This is a genomic window from Kribbella koreensis (genome assembly GCF_039525325.1).
GTDB classification, from domain to species: Bacteria; Actinomycetota; Actinomycetes; order Propionibacteriales; family Kribbellaceae; genus Kribbella; species Kribbella koreensis.
In genome coordinates this window covers 644,528-658,981 of record NZ_BAAAHK010000007.1, presented here as the reverse complement: position 1 = coordinate 658,981, position 14,454 = coordinate 644,528, and the positions used below count along the sequence as shown (strand labels likewise).

Annotated in this window: 15 protein-coding genes and 1 pseudogene; 10 read left to right on the top strand and 6 right to left on the bottom strand. The window is 67.2% G+C overall.

The window, feature by feature from the left end:
• Positions 1 to 67: 67 nt before the first annotated feature.
• Entirely contained in the window at positions 68 to 1,213 is a 1,146-nt protein-coding gene (locus tag ABD116_RS17205; protein ID WP_343970469.1) for a peptidoglycan-binding protein, read from the top strand.
• Positions 1,214 to 1,400: 187 nt separating this feature from the next.
• Here ABD116_RS17205 and ABD116_RS17200 read toward each other — a convergent pair whose 3' ends face one another.
• Positions 1,401 to 2,456 (bottom strand): aldo/keto reductase, encoded by a 1,056-nt coding sequence (locus tag ABD116_RS17200; protein ID WP_343970466.1) that lies wholly within the window; start codon positions 2,454 to 2,456, stop codon positions 1,401 to 1,403.
• A gap of 130 nt (positions 2,457 to 2,586) precedes the next feature.
• Between ABD116_RS17200 and ABD116_RS17195 the strand changes: the two genes are divergently transcribed.
• Genes ABD116_RS17195 through ABD116_RS17185 form a run of 3 tightly spaced genes read left to right on the top strand, consistent with a single transcriptional unit; the run spans position 2,587 to position 4,217 of the window.
• Positions 2,587 to 3,171, top strand: coding sequence for a DUF6529 family protein (locus ABD116_RS17195; protein WP_343970463.1), 585 nt, complete (start codon positions 2,587 to 2,589; stop codon positions 3,169 to 3,171).
• A 14-nt stretch (positions 3,172 to 3,185) separates the two neighbouring features.
• Entirely contained in the window at positions 3,186 to 3,641 is a 456-nt protein-coding gene (locus ABD116_RS17190) for a Rieske (2Fe-2S) protein (protein WP_343970460.1), read from the top strand.
• A 9-nt stretch (positions 3,642 to 3,650) separates the two neighbouring features.
• On the top strand, positions 3,651 to 4,217 hold the full coding sequence (locus tag ABD116_RS17185) for a COG4315 family predicted lipoprotein (protein WP_343970457.1): 567 nt from the start codon (positions 3,651 to 3,653) through the stop codon (positions 4,215 to 4,217).
• Positions 4,218 to 4,287: 70 nt separating this feature from the next.
• Here ABD116_RS17185 and ABD116_RS17180 read toward each other — a convergent pair whose 3' ends face one another.
• Together ABD116_RS17180 and ABD116_RS17175 are read right to left on the bottom strand one after the other, a co-directional pair.
• Positions 4,288 to 4,431 (bottom strand): GNAT family N-acetyltransferase, encoded by a 144-nt coding sequence (locus ABD116_RS17180; RefSeq protein WP_343970989.1) that lies wholly within the window; start codon positions 4,429 to 4,431, stop codon positions 4,288 to 4,290.
• Positions 4,432 to 4,666: 235 nt separating this feature from the next.
• Positions 4,667 to 4,969: pseudogene (locus tag ABD116_RS17175) on the bottom strand (GNAT family N-acetyltransferase); the annotation flags it as partial.
• 160 nt (positions 4,970 to 5,129) lie between these two features.
• On the opposite strand from ABD116_RS17175, the gene ABD116_RS17170 reads away from it, so the two are divergent.
• The 6 genes from ABD116_RS17170 to ABD116_RS17145 all read left to right on the top strand — a co-directional run bounded on the left by ABD116_RS17170 (position 5,130) and on the right by ABD116_RS17145 (position 10,136).
• A complete protein-coding gene (locus tag ABD116_RS17170) occupies positions 5,130 to 6,176 on the top strand; it encodes an aminotransferase class V-fold PLP-dependent enzyme (RefSeq protein ID WP_343970454.1) in 1,047 nt (348 codons plus the stop codon).
• 22 nt (positions 6,177 to 6,198) lie between these two features.
• Entirely contained in the window at positions 6,199 to 6,636 is a 438-nt protein-coding gene (locus tag ABD116_RS17165) for a MerR family transcriptional regulator (protein ID WP_343970451.1), read from the top strand.
• Between the two features lie 58 nt (positions 6,637 to 6,694).
• Positions 6,695 to 7,990, top strand: a complete 1,296-nt coding sequence (locus ABD116_RS17160) for an FAD-dependent oxidoreductase (protein ID WP_343970448.1) — start codon at positions 6,695 to 6,697, stop codon at positions 7,988 to 7,990.
• Positions 7,991 to 8,053: 63 nt separating this feature from the next.
• A complete protein-coding gene (locus ABD116_RS17155) occupies positions 8,054 to 8,587 on the top strand; it encodes an SRPBCC family protein (RefSeq protein ID WP_343970445.1) in 534 nt (177 codons plus the stop codon).
• A gap of 27 nt (positions 8,588 to 8,614) precedes the next feature.
• On the top strand, positions 8,615 to 9,184 hold the full coding sequence (locus ABD116_RS17150; protein WP_343970442.1) for a TetR/AcrR family transcriptional regulator: 570 nt from the start codon (positions 8,615 to 8,617) through the stop codon (positions 9,182 to 9,184).
• Between the two features lie 37 nt (positions 9,185 to 9,221).
• Positions 9,222 to 10,136 (top strand): SDR family NAD(P)-dependent oxidoreductase, encoded by a 915-nt coding sequence (locus ABD116_RS17145; RefSeq protein WP_343970439.1) that lies wholly within the window; start codon positions 9,222 to 9,224, stop codon positions 10,134 to 10,136.
• 29 nt (positions 10,137 to 10,165) lie between these two features.
• Here the strand turns inward: ABD116_RS17145 and ABD116_RS17140 are convergent, their stop codons facing one another.
• From ABD116_RS17140 to fdhF, 3 genes are read right to left on the bottom strand one after another with little or no spacing between them, the layout of a single operon-like run.
• Positions 10,166 to 11,383, bottom strand: coding sequence for a molybdopterin molybdotransferase MoeA (locus ABD116_RS17140; protein WP_343970436.1), 1,218 nt, complete (start codon positions 11,381 to 11,383; stop codon positions 10,166 to 10,168).
• Positions 11,380 to 11,604, bottom strand: coding sequence for a formate dehydrogenase subunit delta (locus ABD116_RS17135; protein ID WP_343970433.1), 225 nt, complete (start codon positions 11,602 to 11,604; stop codon positions 11,380 to 11,382). The genes ABD116_RS17140 and ABD116_RS17135 overlap by 4 nt, the downstream gene beginning before the upstream one ends.
• Positions 11,601 to 14,414, bottom strand: coding sequence for a formate dehydrogenase subunit alpha (fdhF, locus tag ABD116_RS17130; protein ID WP_343970430.1), 2,814 nt, complete (start codon positions 14,412 to 14,414; stop codon positions 11,601 to 11,603). The genes ABD116_RS17135 and fdhF overlap by 4 nt, the downstream gene beginning before the upstream one ends.
• Positions 14,415 to 14,454 lie beyond the last annotated feature (40 nt).

Here is a 14,454-nt window from a genome sequence, read left to right as displayed (position 1 = left end):
TCTAACCAACATCTGTACCCTCTGGGCCAGAAAGTTTCGTCTTCGGGCTTCAACTCTGGAGGATCCGATGCAGCCGCCCCGCTATGCAACGAAACAGACCATCCGCCGGTTGGTGCTCGCCACCACCGTGCTCGCGACCCTGGTCACCGGCTTCACGGCACCCGCTCAGGCGGAGAGCCTCGCCGGACCGACCGCCCAGCAGTTGAAGGACAAGACAGCCGGCTGTGAGACCCAGCTGTCGAACGGGAAGTACGCGCACGACTCCGGCGGCTCGCGAACCGTCGCGGTCTGCAAGACCGGTGGAGCGGTGCACTGGACGGCCGACTTCGACGTCGACTGCGACGGCCAGCGCACCACGCAGTGCAACGAGAACACCGATCCGTCGTTCCAGCCGGCCACCTCGTGGAACCAGTCGAACGGCCAGCCGCTGAACTCGGCCGGGCTGCCGTTCATCGTCGTGCCGTTGTCGAGCACGATCTGGAACTACTCGTCAGCGGGGATCGTCGGCGGGACCGTGGCCGCGGTCGTCTACCAGGACAAGGTCGCGTACGCCGTGGTCGGCGACCAGGGTCCGACGGGGATCATCGGCGAGGGGTCGTACAAGCTCGCACAGCAGCTCGGCATCAACCCGAACCCGTCGAGCGGAGGGGTGTCGGGCGCGGTCGTGACGTACATCCTGTTCCCCGGGGTGAAGTCGGTGCCGATCGAGAGCCAGACCGATGCCGTGAGCAAGGGGCAGGCTGCGGCGACGTCGTTCGTCAGCGGGACGCAGACGTGTGGCGCGACGAACCTCGACTTCACCAGCTACCCGACGGTGCAGGCAGGGTCGACGGGTGCGGCGGTCAAGGCGGCGCAGTGCTTGGCCGGTGGGGTCAGTGAGCCGAGTGGGACCTTCGATGCGGCTACTACCGATGCAGTGAAGGCTTTTCAGACCAGAGTTGGCCTCACGCCGGACGGAGTCGTCGGAGCGGCTACTTGGACCGCATTGCTTGCCGCTGGCGACAAGACGACTGTTAGCAGCGGCTCGACCGGTACTGCGGTCAGCCGGCTGCAGCGGTCGTTGACGGCCGCCCTCGGTCGCACGGTCGCCATCGACGGCCAATTCGGCCCAGTCACCGATACCGCCGCCCGCGACTACCAGCGCACCAGGCAGCTGGTAATCGACGGAGTGGTCGGCCCCGCCACCTGGACCGCCCTCCAATCCGGCCACTAGACATCTGAGGTCGGCCACCAACCATCTGAGGGGTTAACCCCTCAGATGGTGGGTTGCCTAGCGAGAATCTGGCTAGGCAACCCACCAACTCAGGGGTTAACCCCTGAGTTGGTGGCTGGCGGGTCGGGAGCGGGGGCGGGGCGGGCGGCGGGCGGTGGGCGGGGTGGGGCGGGGGTGGGGGCGGGGGTTAGGCGGCGGAGCGGGCTTGTGGTGGGCGGCGGCGTTTTAGGGGGTCCGTTAGGGCTGGGGATTGCCAGAGGCCGTCGGATTGGTAGTGGTGGAGGTCGGTGCCGGGTGGGACGATCTCGTCGATGCGGTCCAGGGTGGCGTCGTCGAGGGTGAGGTCGGCACCCTTCAGCAGGCCGGTCAGCTGGTCCATCGTGCGCGGGCCGATGATCACCGATGTCACCGCCGGGTGCGACGTGACGAACGCCAGTGCGAGCTCGGGCAGCGTCCGGCCGAGTCCGTCGGCAAGCTCGGCCAGCTGCTCAACGGCCTCGAACTTCGACGCGTTGGCCGGCAGCGCGGGGTCGAAGCGATGCGGAGTCAGCGCCGCCCGCCCCGACGCCAGATCCACGGGCTGGTTCTTGCGCACCTTCCCGGACAGGAAGCCCGACGCGAGCGGGCTCCACGTCAGTACGCCCATGTTCAACCGCTGCGTCGTCGGCAGCACCGACCGCTCGATGCCGCGGGTGACGAGCGAGTACGGCGGCTGCTCGGTACGGAACTTGCCGTACCCGCGGCGCTCGGACACGTGGAACGCGTCGACCAGATCCTCGGCCGGGAACGTCGAGCAGCCGAACGCGCGGATCTTGCCGGCCCTGACCAGGTCAGTCAGTACCGACAGCGTCTCCTCGATGTCCGTCGCCGGATCGGGCCGATGCACCTGGTACAGATCGATCCAGTCGGTGCCGAGTCGTCGCAGGCTCTCCTCCACCTCGTGCGTGATCCAGCGCCGCGAGTTGCCGCCACGGTTGGGCCCCTCACCCATCGGGAAGTGCACCTTGGTCGCCAGTACGACGTCCTCGCGGCGACCCTTGAGCGCCTTGCCGACGATCTCCTCGGACTCACCGCTGGAGTACATGTCGGCGGTGTCGACGAAGTTGATGCCCTGGTCGAGCGCGGTGTGCAGGATCCGGGCGCAGTCGGCGTGGTCGGGGTTGCCGACCGAGCCGAACATCATCGTGCCGAGGCAGTGCACGCTCACCTCGATACCGGTCCCGCCGAGAGTGCGATAGCGCATACAAGCTCCTAGGTTCTGTGGTCTAGCACGGAACCTAGGAGCTAGAGCCTTGTCTAGGTCAAGCCGGATCGGGTTGAACCGGTCCGTGAACTCCCACGTATAGACCGCAGACGAGACCGTTGGAGGGGACATGAGTACGGACGTGGTTGCGCCGCCGGACAAACGGCCGGCCGGGCGGGGAACCGTTGCACTGTTGGGGTTCGCCGTCGTCGGCGCGCTGGTCGCGGTCTCCCTGGGGTTCTACGGGAAGACGCATGCGCCGACCGGCAGGCCGCTGGCGTTGATCGTGGGGTTCACGAATCTCACGCCGATGAAGGCCTGGCTGGCCACGACGGCCGTCGTACTGGCGATCTTTCAAGTGGTGTCTGCGCTGTGGATGTACGGGCGGCTGCCGGTGAAGCGCAAGGCGCCGGCGGTCCTGTCGCAACTGCATCGATGGAGTGGGGCGGTGGCGTTCGTCGCGACGTTGCCGGTCGCGTACCACTGCTTGTGGAGTCTCGGCTTCAGCACGTTCGACACCAGGACGGCACTGCATTCGCTGTTCGGATGCGCCTTCTACGGCGCGTTCACCACCAAGATGCTCGCGTTGCGGGCCAACAAGATGCCGAGCTGGGCACTGCCGATCTCGGGCGGGCTGTTGTTCGCCTTGCTGATCGGGGCCTGGGTTTCCGCGGCTCTTTGGTACTTCACTCAATCCGGCGTCCCACTGCGTTGACAGGAGACAAGAAGATGATCGAACGCAGGGCGGTACTGATCGCGGGAGGCGCCGCGACGACCGCAGTACTCACTGGTTGCGTTGTGCAACAAGCTCCGCCGCAGACCGCGGCGCAGCCTTCAACTCCCGCAAAGCAGCCAGTCTCACAGGGGACGACTGGTGCCGAGCCGAAGCCCCCGGCTCCCGCGGCGTTGGCCAAGGTGGCCGACATCCCGGCCGGTGGCGGCGTGATCCTCAAGGAGCAGAGCCTCGTACTGACCAAGGACGCGAGTGGCAAGGTCTGCGCGTTCTCGGCGATCTGCACCCATCAGGGCTGTGTGGTCACCGACGTCGGCGACGGCACGATCAACTGCCCGTGCCATGGCAGCAAGTTCGACGCCAGTACGGGCGAACGGGTCGCCGGACCGGCCAAGTCCCCGCTGCCGGCGGTCGCCGTCGAGCAGCGCGACGGCGCGATCTTCCAGGCCTAGGGGTTCATCATGTTCAAGAGCCTGCCGACGATGGTGTGGGTGATCGGCGCGACCGTCGCGGTGGCGGCCCTCAGCCCCGCCGTCGGCAACGTCGCCACCACCGCTCCGGCTCCTGCTGCCGCACCACCACCAGCCCAACCACCACCCGCCGCAGCGCCGAGCAAAGCGCCGCCTTCAAAGGCCAAGACATCAACGCCTGCAGAAGAACCGGTGGTGATCAAAGCCGGTACTACGAAACTAGGCCAGGTCGCGGTAGACGCAGAGGGGTTCACCGTCTACATGTCCATCCTGGACGGCAGGGACCCGTCGAAGTCGGTCTGCCGGAGCGAGGCCTGCCTGGCCGCCTGGAAACCCGTCTACGTCAAGAAGGCCGGCATCGTCGCCGGAGCCGGCGTGAACCAAGCCAAGCTCGGCACCCTGGTCCGTCCCGACAAGGACATCCAGGCCACTCTCAACGGCTGGCCGCTCTACCGCTTTGCCAAGGACAGGAAACCCGGCGACGTCCTGGGCGAAGGCCTGAAAGGCACCTGGCATGTCCTCAGCCCGGAAGGCAAGAGGCTCAACGCTCCTCGCTGAGCAGGTCGAACGTCAGCAGGTCCTCGTAGCTGCCGTCCCGGCGCCGGTCCGCCGCGCGCCGGACGCCGGTCTACGTAAAGCCGTTGCTCAAGGCAACTTTGATGGAAGCCAGGTTCCCCCGGGCGGCGACGAGCTCCAGCCGTCGCCGCCCGAGTCCGCCCTGGTCGACCGGCAGGAACGCCTGCTCGATCACCCGCCCGACGGCGGCCGTCACCAGCCCGAGGCCGCGCGCGGCCGGATGCCCGCAGCCGGAACCGGTCGGTCTCGACCACCGGCACCTCCCACCACGGATGCGCCGGCCCCCGCTCATCGCCCCGTCCGATCGACGCGATCCATTCATCCAACCGCTCACCCCGCCCGATCCCACCCCCGTACGCCGTGACGAGATGCCGAAACCCCACTCGCCAGGCGACCCGTCGAGATCCCCAGTTGCCCACGAACGCACCCCAGGTCACCCGATTCCACCCGCGTACGTCGAAAGCGTAAGCAACCGCCAACCGAGCCCCTCGCGTCGCGACACCACGTCCACGCGCCGCCGGGTGCGTCGTGAATCCGATCGACCCGACCCCACTCTCACCCCCACTCAGCACCACAGCACCGGCGTACCGGCCGTCGGTCTCGATGACCCACGTCCACAACCCACCGTTCCGCCACCCGGCCGGAATCCGCTCGGTCAACGCCTGCCGCGCATCCTCAACCCGATAGGGCACCTGCACGGCGTTCCACCGCCGAGTCTCGACATCCGAGTTCATCTCGACCGTCGCCGCCACATCATCGACCCGGGGCGCCCGCAACCGGACGACTCCATCCGTCAGCACTGGAACGTCGTCCGGAAATCTCACAGTCCGTCCTCCTCGAGGATGTGCTCACATAGAGCTGACGACGACACTACGCAGTACAGGAGAGCATCGGATGAGTTCTGAATTCGCAGAGCTGTGGGAGCCGCAGCCTGGGTGGTTGAACACTGCTTCCTACGGGTTGCCGCCGAAGCCGGCGTGGGAGGCGTTGCAGGCGGTTCTGGGGGACTGGCGGGTCGGGGCGACCAGTTGGGAGCCGTGGGACGAGTCGACTACGCGGGCTCGGGCGGCGTTTGCGCGGTTGGTGGGGGCCGAGGTGGCCGATGTGTTCGTGGGGAGCACGGTGTCGGCGGCGGTGGCGCCGATCGCGGCTGGGTTGCCGGATGGCGCTCGGGTGCTGGTCGACGACATCGAGTTCACGTCGAACGTCTATCCGTGGATGGTGCATGCGGATCGGGGCGTCGAGGTGGTGGCGGCTGGTACGGACAAGTTCGTCGAGGCGATCCAGCCGGGGATCGATGTGGTGGCTGTCAGTGCTGTCCAGTCCGCGAGCGGGACGGTGCTCGATCTGGCGGCAGTTGTTGCTGCATGCAAGGAAATCGACGCGTTGCTGGTGATCGACGCGAGCCAGGCGCTGGGGTGGCTGCCCTTGACGGTGGAGGGTGTCGATGCGCTGATCACGCATACGTACAAGTGGTTGATGTCTCCGCGCGGGGCGACCATCGGGTATCTGTCGCCGCGGCTGCAGGAACGCTGCCGCCCGTTGCAGGCAGGCTGGTACGCCGGGCGCAACGTCCACGGCTCGTACTACGGGCCGCAGATGGAGCTCGCGCCGGACGCTCGCCGGTTCGACCAGTCGCCGGCCTGGTTCAGCTTCGTCGGAGCGGCTCCGGCGCTGGAGTTGATCGAGCAGATCGGCGTCGAGACGATCCACGCGCACAACCTCGGGCTGGCCAACGAGTTCCGCGCCGGGATCGGGCTGCCGCCGGGCGACTCGGCGATCGTCAGCGCGTCGATCCCGGGGGCTGAGGAGGCGTTCGCGGCGGCCGGCGTACGGGCTGCTGTTCGGGGCGGCAACCTGCGGGCGTCGTTCCACATCTACTCGACGCAGGCCGACGTACAGCTCGCGCTGGCAGCCCTTAAAGGGTTGGTGAAGACCTAGAGCCGACTCTAGGGTGGTGGGTATGACGGACGGATTGAGCATCGGCCAGGTCTCCGAGCGCACCGGGTTGAGTGTGCACGCGCTGCGGTTCTACGAGCGGGAAGGCATCCTCGCCGAGCCCGTACGCCGGGAAGGCAACGGCCGGCGCGTGTACTCCGAGGACGACGTCGACTGGCTCGACATGTGCATCAAGTTCCGCTCGTCGGGGATGCCGCTCGACACCATCCGCCGGTACACCGACCTGGTCCGCCAGGGCACCGGCAACGAGGCGGACCGGCTCGCGCTGCTCAAGAGCCACCAGGAGGCCGTCGCGGCCCAGATCGAGGAACTCACCGAGTGCCTGCGGGTGATCACCTACAAGGTCGACATCTACACCGAGCACCTCGATCGGGGCACCGCCGACAGCCTCTGGGTGTCGCCGTCGCACCAGCCGCAGGACCAGGCGGACCAGGCGGTCTGACCCTGGGAATGCCCGAAAGCGCGGGCCCCGGCACGCTCCGGCGGAACAAGCTGGAGCAATGGAGAATCGCGCGATCGTCATCGGGGGAAGCATTGCCGGACTGCTCACCGCGCAGGTCCTGCGCCGGTGGTTCGGTGAGGTGCTGATCATCGATCGCGACCAGCTGTCGGGGCCGGCCACGCATCGCAAGGGGACTCCGCAGAGCAAGCACGCGCACGGGCTGCTCGCTCGTGGGTTGAAGGTGATCGAGGAGCTGGTACCTGGGTACAGCGCCGAATTGATCGCCTGTGGTGCGGTCAGCGCGGATCTCCTGGGGGACGTGCTCTGGTACAACGACGGACACCTGGTACGCCGGGGTCCGTCGGATCTCGATGGACTGATGGCCAGCCGTCCGCTGATCGAGTCGACGCTGCGCGACCTCGTCACCGTGCAGCCTGAGGTCAAGGTGCTGGATGGGGTCGCCGTGACCGGGCTGCTGGCTCGTGGAGATCGGCTCACCGGCGCACGGACTGAGGACGGCGAGTATGCGGCCAGTCTGGTCGTCGATGCGAGCGGGCGGAGCAATCGCGGGGAGGCTTGGCTGGCGGAGCTCGGGTATGCGGCCGCGCCGGAGGATGTGGTCAAGGCGGGGCTCATGTACAGCACCCGGCAGTACCGGCATGATCCCGAGGCCCAGGACTTCACCGGCGTCATCAGCGGGCACTACCCGGCGAACCCGGTCGGGTGTGGAGTGGGGGCCAACGAGAACAACACGTGGTTGGTGACGCTGGTCGGGTTCACTGACGATCCGCCACCTGCACTGCCGGGCGCCTTCGAGGACTATGCGGCCAGGCTCGACGGACCTGAGCTGCATCGGATGGTGAGCAAGGCCGACCCGCTGGGGGATCCGGTGCGGTTCCGGATCGGGCCGAGTGTGCGGCGGCGGTACGAGAACTGTGAGCGGTTGCCTGAGGGGTTCGTCGCGACGGGCGACTCGTTGTGTTGCTTCAATCCGGCGTACGGGCAGGGGATGACGATCGCGGCGCTGACCGCGCAATGGCTTGGTGAGTGTCTCGAGAAGAGCTCGGACGATCTGACCAAGCGGTACTTCCGGGGCGCGGCGAAACTGGTCGGCCCGGCCTGGGAGCTGTCGACGAGCGCCGACCTCCGGTTCCCGCGCGTCGAGGGGAAGCGCTCGACCATGCAGAAGGTCCTCAACGGCTACATCAGCTATCTACATCGCGCCGCCGAGAAGGATCCGGTGGTCGGCCTGCAGTTCCTGCGAGTGGCGAACCTCCTCGCCGGCCCGCAGTCGTTGCTGGCGCCGAAGATCGTGTGGCGCGTGGTGCGCGGTCAGTTTCGCCCGGCGGGCTAGTCGCCGGCGGCGGCGGAATCGTCGAAATGTCGAGGCCGGGGATGGCGCACCGACGTCGCCGGCATGGATGACTACGGAGTGACCGGGGCGACGGTTGAGGTTCAGGTGCTGGTTGGGGTGCGGGTGGAGGAGGTTTGGCGCGCGATCACGGATGTCGCGGGGTATGGGCGGTGGAGTCCGGAGTGTGTTTATGGGGCGTGGATGGATGGTGCTGATGGGCCGGCGGTGGGGGCGTGGTTCGAGGCGCGGAACGAGTTTGCGGATGGGTTCAAGACCGAGGTGCAGTGCCGGGTGACGGTGGCGGAGGAGCCGGTTCGGTTCGGGTGGGATGTGTTCGGTGGGGAGGATTTGCCGTTCGCGCATTGGGAGTACGAGTTGGTGGGGCGCGGCGAGGAGACGCTGATCCGGCAGTGGTTCACGCATGGGCCGGGGGACAGCGGGATGCGTCGGACTGTACTGGCTGACGCTGGTCGGGCGGAGGAGTCGAAGCAGCGGCGGCTCAACGAGCTCGGCCGGAACATGGAACTGACGATCGCGGCGATGGTGAGGGCGTCAGGTAACTGCACGCGGAGCGGGCTCAGCAGATTAATTGACTGACTACTCACTCATTGATACTGTCGAGACATGGCCCGCTCGAGAAACCCAGCTCACCGCCTCGCCCTGCTCGCCGCGGCGACCAAGGTGATCGCAGCAGAAGGGCTCGGAGCGTCCACGGCATCAATCGCTCGGGAAGCCGGCGTGTCAACAGGCACACTCTTCGTCTACTTCGAGACCAAGGCCGCGCTGATCAACGAGCTCTACGTCGTCCTGAAGAGCGAAATGGGACGAGCCGCGACCGAAAACCTCCAGGCCGGCGCACCGCCCCGCGAACAACTGCGCTCAATGTGGGACCACTGGATCGCCTGGGCCGTGAACGACCCCGTCAAGCGGCACGCATTGGCCCATCTCAGTGTCGCGGAAGAGCTGGGCGACGACAGCCGACTCGCGGTCCACGCGGCCTACGCGGGTATCGCCGAGATCCTCGAACGGATCGTTGCTGACGGTCCGATGCGCGAAGTGCCACTCAGCTTCGTCTCCACCCTCATGTCCGCGATCGCCGACGCAACCATCGACGACCTCATCGCGAACCCCGATCCAAGCGGCACCCGGAGCACGCTTGCGTTCGACGCGATGTGGCGAGCCCTCGGCGGATGACCTCTCAGTAGAAACCCACAGCGCACAGGAGAAACACATGAGCACCAAGCGCACCGACACATCTGCGTGGGTGGTCACCGGCCCGACCTCCGGGTTCGGCCGCGCTACCGCCTTCGAACTCGCCCGTCACGGGCATGTCGTGCTCGTCGGCCGCAGCCCCGAGAAGCTTGCCGCGGTCAAGGCGGGGATCGAACAGCGAAGCGGCACCGCCACGACCATCGTTGCCGACTTCGCCGACGTCGTCAGCGCCCGTCGCGCCGCGGCACAGGTCGCCTCCCTGGATCTGCCCATCCGCGGCGTACTGAACAACGCCGGGATCATGCTGTCCAAGCCGGCGGTAAGCGCGCAGGGCTGGGAACTGTCCTTCGCTACGAACCACCTCGGCCCCCTCGCCTTCACCGACGCGCTGATCCCGTCCCTCCCGGACGGGACAAACGTCGTGTTCATCGCCTCGGCCTGCGAGGATCCCGAACGGGTTCCCGCCGTGCGGAGCGGCTTCCGTGGAGGCCGCTACATCTCCGCCGAGGCCGCAGCGCACAGCCAGTACGTCCCCGGAGGCTCCAAGCGTCCCGGCATGGATGCCTACGCGACGTCCAAGCAGGGCAACCTCGCTACCGTGTTCAGCCTCGCCCGGCAGCACCCGCGACTGCGGTTTCGTGCGATAGAGCCGGGCGTGAACCCAGGCTCGAACCTCGGCAGCGACGTCCCCGCTGCGGTCCACTTGCTGGCCAAGTCGCTCGCGCCGGCGCTGTCGCTACTACCGCATTTCACGACGTCCAAGCGCGCGGGTCGCGTCATCTCCCGCATCCTGGCGGACCCCTCCGAGGCCACTAGCGTCTACTACGACGAGAACGGCAAACCGATGAGCGCATCCAAGCAGGTCAGCGACCCCGCCTTCAGTGACCGATACGTCCAAGAGAGCCGAGACCTGTTAGCGACCGTGACTGCCTAGACCGTGGTCCCACGCTCCGAAGCAAGTGTTTAGACGCCCCACGGGCGGGTGCCGGGGTCCATTGGTAGGAGGCGGGCGGCGATGGCTTCTGCTGGTCCGGGGTCGACTACAGCGAACGCATCCGCCGCCGCAGCTCCCCGCAACATCGCCGACCCACCATGCCCAACCGGTACTACGCCCTGCGGGCTGAATCGGACCGGTACCAGCCGAGTGCTCGTCGGATGGCAATCCACCCCACCAACCACGGCAGCCACCGCCAACTTGTCCAATTGCTCTCCCCGAAGCCCCCGAATCACCGCAACCCCGAGCGTGAGAAACGCAGTCAACGCCGCCAACGGATTCCCCGGCAACCCCACCACCACCCGCCCATCCCCAAACCGAGCCAACGCCTGCGGATGTCCCGGGCGGCAGAAGACCCCGTCGATCAGTAACTCCGCACCGAGAGACCCCAGGGCACCCCGCAGATGATCGGCAGGCCCAGAAGCCGAAGAGCCGGACACCAAGATCACCTCGGCCTCAGTTCCCGCGAGAGCCGTCACCAGTGCCTCCCTCGAGTCTTTCAAATGCACTACTTCGTGGGATTTTGCGCCTGCGCGGGTGATGAGGGTAGGGAGCATGGGGCCGATGGCGTCTCGGGTTCGGCCGGGGGAGGAGGGGCCTCGGTGGGTTAGTTCGTCGCCGGTGATCAGGGCCAGGACTCTTGGTTTGGGAATTACTGAGAGGCGGTCCAGGCCCAGGGTGGCGGCCAGGCCTTGGGCTTGGGGGGTTATCAGGGTGCCGGCGGGGAGTAGGAGTTCGCCGGGGGTGCACTCCTCGCCTGCTCGGCGGATGTGGCGGCCAGGGGTGGTTGGGCCGTCTACCTTGTCGCGGGCGAGGGTTGCGTGCTCGTAGGGGAGTACTGCGGTGGTACCGGCGGGGACGGCGGCTCCTGTGACGATCGAGTAGGCCTGGCCGTCGGATAGGGGCGCAGCTAGCGCAGAGCCCGCCAACAGGGTTCCGACGAGCGTCCACGGTCCGGCGCCGCGTACGGCGTACCCGTCCATGGCCGCACGGTCCACCGGCGGTACTAGCGCAGGCGAGACGAGCGGGGTGGCCAGCACGCAGCCGACCGCGTCGGCCAGCGGGAGGCCGCGCGGTAGGAGTGGAGTGGCCGTCGCGTGCGCCAGCTCCCGGGCGGTGTCCCACGACAGCGCCGCCGCAGCATGACGTCTGACGACCCCCGCCACCTCGCCTTCGACCTGCGTCACTTCAATGTCGCCCGGACCTGGTTGGCGGCCAGCACGGCCACGGGATCGAGGTCGTCGGCGCCCGCATCAACATAGTCGACCAGCGCCCGTTTCATCCGCGGATCCCAGACCGCTTTGATGTGATTTGCGATGGCCGTCGCCGCATCGGCCGGCGGTTTGTGCCCGAACTGCCGCGCGATCTCGTTCGCCAGCCGCGCCGACGGCGGAAAACCCCCACTCATCGTGCCGGCACCGCCTCACGCACGGCACCCGACGACGAAGGCTCGACCAGCAGATCCACCTGCACGGCAGTCACCTTGTACTCCGGACAGTTGGTAGCCCAGTCCGAGTTGTCGGTCGTGATCACATTCGCCCCGGTCACCGGGTGATGGAACGTCGTGTAGCAAACCCCGACCGGCATCCGCTCCGACAACTTCGCCCGCAACGTCGTCCGCCCGACCCGGCTCGTCAGCGCCACCGTCGAACCATCTTCGATCCCACGCACCTCCGCATCATGCGGATGCAACTCCAGAACGTCCTCCTGATGCCAGGCGACATTCGCCGTACGCCGGGTCTGCGCCCCCACGTTGTACTGCGAAAGAATCCGCCCCGTCGTCAGAATCAGCGGGTACTTCCGCGTCGACCGCTCCGTCGTCGGCACGTAGACGGTCTCCATGAACCGCCCCTTGCCGCGAGTGAACTCCGACGCGTGCATGATCGGCGTCCCGTTGGGCGCCTCCAAGTTGCACGGCCACTGCACCGACCCGACCTTGTCCAGATGCGCGAACGACACCCCCGCGAACGTCGGCGTCGTGATCGCGATCTCGTCCATGATCTGCGCCGACGACTCGTAGTGCATCGGATACCCCATCGCCTGCGAGATCTCGCAGATGATCTGCCACTCGTGCTTGCCGGTCTTCGGCGCCATCACCGGCCGGACCCGGTTGATCCGCCGCTCCGCGTTGGTGAACGTCCCGTCCTTCTCCAGGAACGAAGTCCCCGGCAGCAGCACATGCGCCCACTTCGCCGTCTCGTTCTCGAACAGATCCTGTACGACGACCAGCTCCATCGCCCCCAGCGCCGCGAACACGTGTGCCGTGTTCGGGTCCGACTGCGCAATGTCCTCACCCTGAACGAACAACGCCCGGAACGACCCATCGATCGCCGAGTCGAACATGTTGGGGATCCGCAACCCAGGCTCGTCGAGCAGCGGCGTACCCCACAACTTCTCGTAGATGTCCCGCACATCGTCGTCCGACACGTGCCGATACCCCGGCAGCTCGTGCGGGAACGACCCCATGTCGCACGATCCCTGCACGTTGTTCTGCCCACGCAGCGGATTCACCCCGACGCCCGATCGCCCGATGTTGCCGGTCGCCATCGCCAGGTTCGCCATCCCCATCACGGTCGTCGACCCCTGGCTGTGCTCGGTCACCCCGAGCCCGTAGTAGATCGCGCCGTTCCCGCCAGTCGCATACAACCGCGCAGCCGCCCGAATCTCAGCCGCCGGTACGCCGGTGACCTCAGCAACCGCCTCGGGGCTGTGCTCAGGTCCCGCGATGAACGTCGCCCACTGCTCGAAGTCCTCACACCGCTCGTCCACGAACGCCTGGTCGACCAGCCCCTCCGTCACGATGACGTGCGAGAACGCGTTGACCACGGCAACGTTCGTGCCCGGCGCCAGCGCCAGGTGATGAGCCGCCTCGATGTGCGGCGACCGGACGAGATCCGTCCGCCGCGGGTCGACCACGATCAGCTTCGCGCCCTGCCGCAGCCGCTTCTTCATCCGCGACCCGAACACCGGGTGCGCGTCGGTCGGGTTCGCCCCGATCACCAGGATGACGTCGGCATCGTCCACCGAGCTGAAGTCCTGCGTGCCGGCCGACTCACCGAACGTCTGCTTCAGCCCATAGCCCGTGGGCGAGTGGCAGACCCGCGCGCACGTGTCGACGTTGTTGTTGCCGAAGACGGCTCGCACCATCTTCTGTACGACGTACACCTCTTCGTTGGTCGTCCGCGACGACGTGATCGCGCCGATCGAACCCTGCCCGTGCTCAGCCTGGATCTCGCGCAACCGACGGGCCGTGAACCCGATCGCCTCTTCCCACGAGACTTTCCGCCACGGATCGGTGATCGCGTCGCGGACCATCGGTTCCATCACGCGATCGGGGTGGCTGGCATACCCGAAGGCGAACCGGCCCTTCACGCACGAGTGACCCTCGTTCGCGCCGCCGTCCTTGTACGGCACCATCCGGACCAACTCGTCGCCGCGCAGCTCGGCCTTGAACGAGCACCCGACGCCGCAGTACGCGCAAGTCGTCACGACGGACCGGGTCGGCATGCCGAGCTCGATGACCGACTTCTCTTGCAGGGTTGCCGTCGGGCACGCCTGCACGCACGCGCCACACGAGACACAGTCCGACTCCATGAAGGAGACGCCCGCGCCCGCGGCGACCTTGGAGTCGAAACCCCGGCCTTCGATCGTGAGCGCGATCGTGCCCTGTACCTCGTCACACGCCCGCACACAGCGCGAGCATGCGATGCACTTGGAGGCGTCGAAATCGAAGTACGGGTTGGAGGTGTCGGTCGGGGCGTCCAGGTGGTTGGCGCCGGCGTCCACGCCAGAGCCGTACCGTACTTCGCGGAGCCCGGTAACCCCGGCCATGTCCTGCAACTCGCAGTCGCCGTTCGCCGAGCAGGTCAGGCAGTCCAGTGGGTGATCGGAGATGTAGAGCTCCATCACGCCCCGGCGCAGCTTGCCCAGCTTCTCGTTCTGGGTGCGTACGACCATGCCGGGGGCGACGGGCGTAGTACAGGAGGCCGGGGTGCCGCGGGCGCCGTCGATCTCGACGATGCAGAGGCGGCAGGATCCGAATGCCTCCAGGTTGTCGGTGGCGCAGAGTTTGGGGATGTCGAGGCCGGCCTGCTTGGCGGCGCGCATCACCGACGTACCGGGTGGAACGGTGACGCTCACTCCGTCGATGGTCAGCTCGACGGTCGCCTCGCCCTTGCGCGCCGGCGTACCGAAGTCTGGTTCTCTGAGCATGCTCATCCACGTCCTCGCTTCGCTCCGGGCGCGGATGAGACACGAA

What these genes read in the sequence shown, in the direction of transcription:
- ABD116_RS17205 (WP_343970469.1), top strand. Translation starts at nt 68, where the DNA reads ATGCAGCCGCCCCGCTATGCAACGAAACAGACCATCCGCCGGTTGGTG.
- ABD116_RS17200 (WP_343970466.1), bottom strand. Translation starts at nt 2,456, where the DNA reads ATGCGCTATCGCACTCTCGGCGGGACCGGTATCGAGGTGAGCGTGCAC.
- ABD116_RS17195 (WP_343970463.1), top strand. Translation starts at nt 2,587, where the DNA reads ATGAGTACGGACGTGGTTGCGCCGCCGGACAAACGGCCGGCCGGGCGG.
- ABD116_RS17190 (WP_343970460.1), top strand. Translation starts at nt 3,186, where the DNA reads ATGATCGAACGCAGGGCGGTACTGATCGCGGGAGGCGCCGCGACGACC.
- ABD116_RS17185 (WP_343970457.1), top strand. Translation starts at nt 3,651, where the DNA reads ATGTTCAAGAGCCTGCCGACGATGGTGTGGGTGATCGGCGCGACCGTC.
- ABD116_RS17170 (WP_343970454.1), top strand. Translation starts at nt 5,130, where the DNA reads ATGAGTTCTGAATTCGCAGAGCTGTGGGAGCCGCAGCCTGGGTGGTTG.
- ABD116_RS17165 (WP_343970451.1), top strand. Translation starts at nt 6,199, where the DNA reads ATGACGGACGGATTGAGCATCGGCCAGGTCTCCGAGCGCACCGGGTTG.
- ABD116_RS17160 (WP_343970448.1), top strand. Translation starts at nt 6,695, where the DNA reads ATGGAGAATCGCGCGATCGTCATCGGGGGAAGCATTGCCGGACTGCTC.
- ABD116_RS17155 (WP_343970445.1), top strand. Translation starts at nt 8,054, where the DNA reads ATGGATGACTACGGAGTGACCGGGGCGACGGTTGAGGTTCAGGTGCTG.
- ABD116_RS17150 (WP_343970442.1), top strand. Translation starts at nt 8,615, where the DNA reads ATGGCCCGCTCGAGAAACCCAGCTCACCGCCTCGCCCTGCTCGCCGCG.
- ABD116_RS17145 (WP_343970439.1), top strand. Translation starts at nt 9,222, where the DNA reads ATGAGCACCAAGCGCACCGACACATCTGCGTGGGTGGTCACCGGCCCG.
- ABD116_RS17135 (WP_343970433.1), bottom strand. Translation starts at nt 11,604, where the DNA reads ATGAGTGGGGGTTTTCCGCCGTCGGCGCGGCTGGCGAACGAGATCGCG.
- fdhF (WP_343970430.1), bottom strand. Translation starts at nt 14,414, where the DNA reads ATGAGCATGCTCAGAGAACCAGACTTCGGTACGCCGGCGCGCAAGGGC.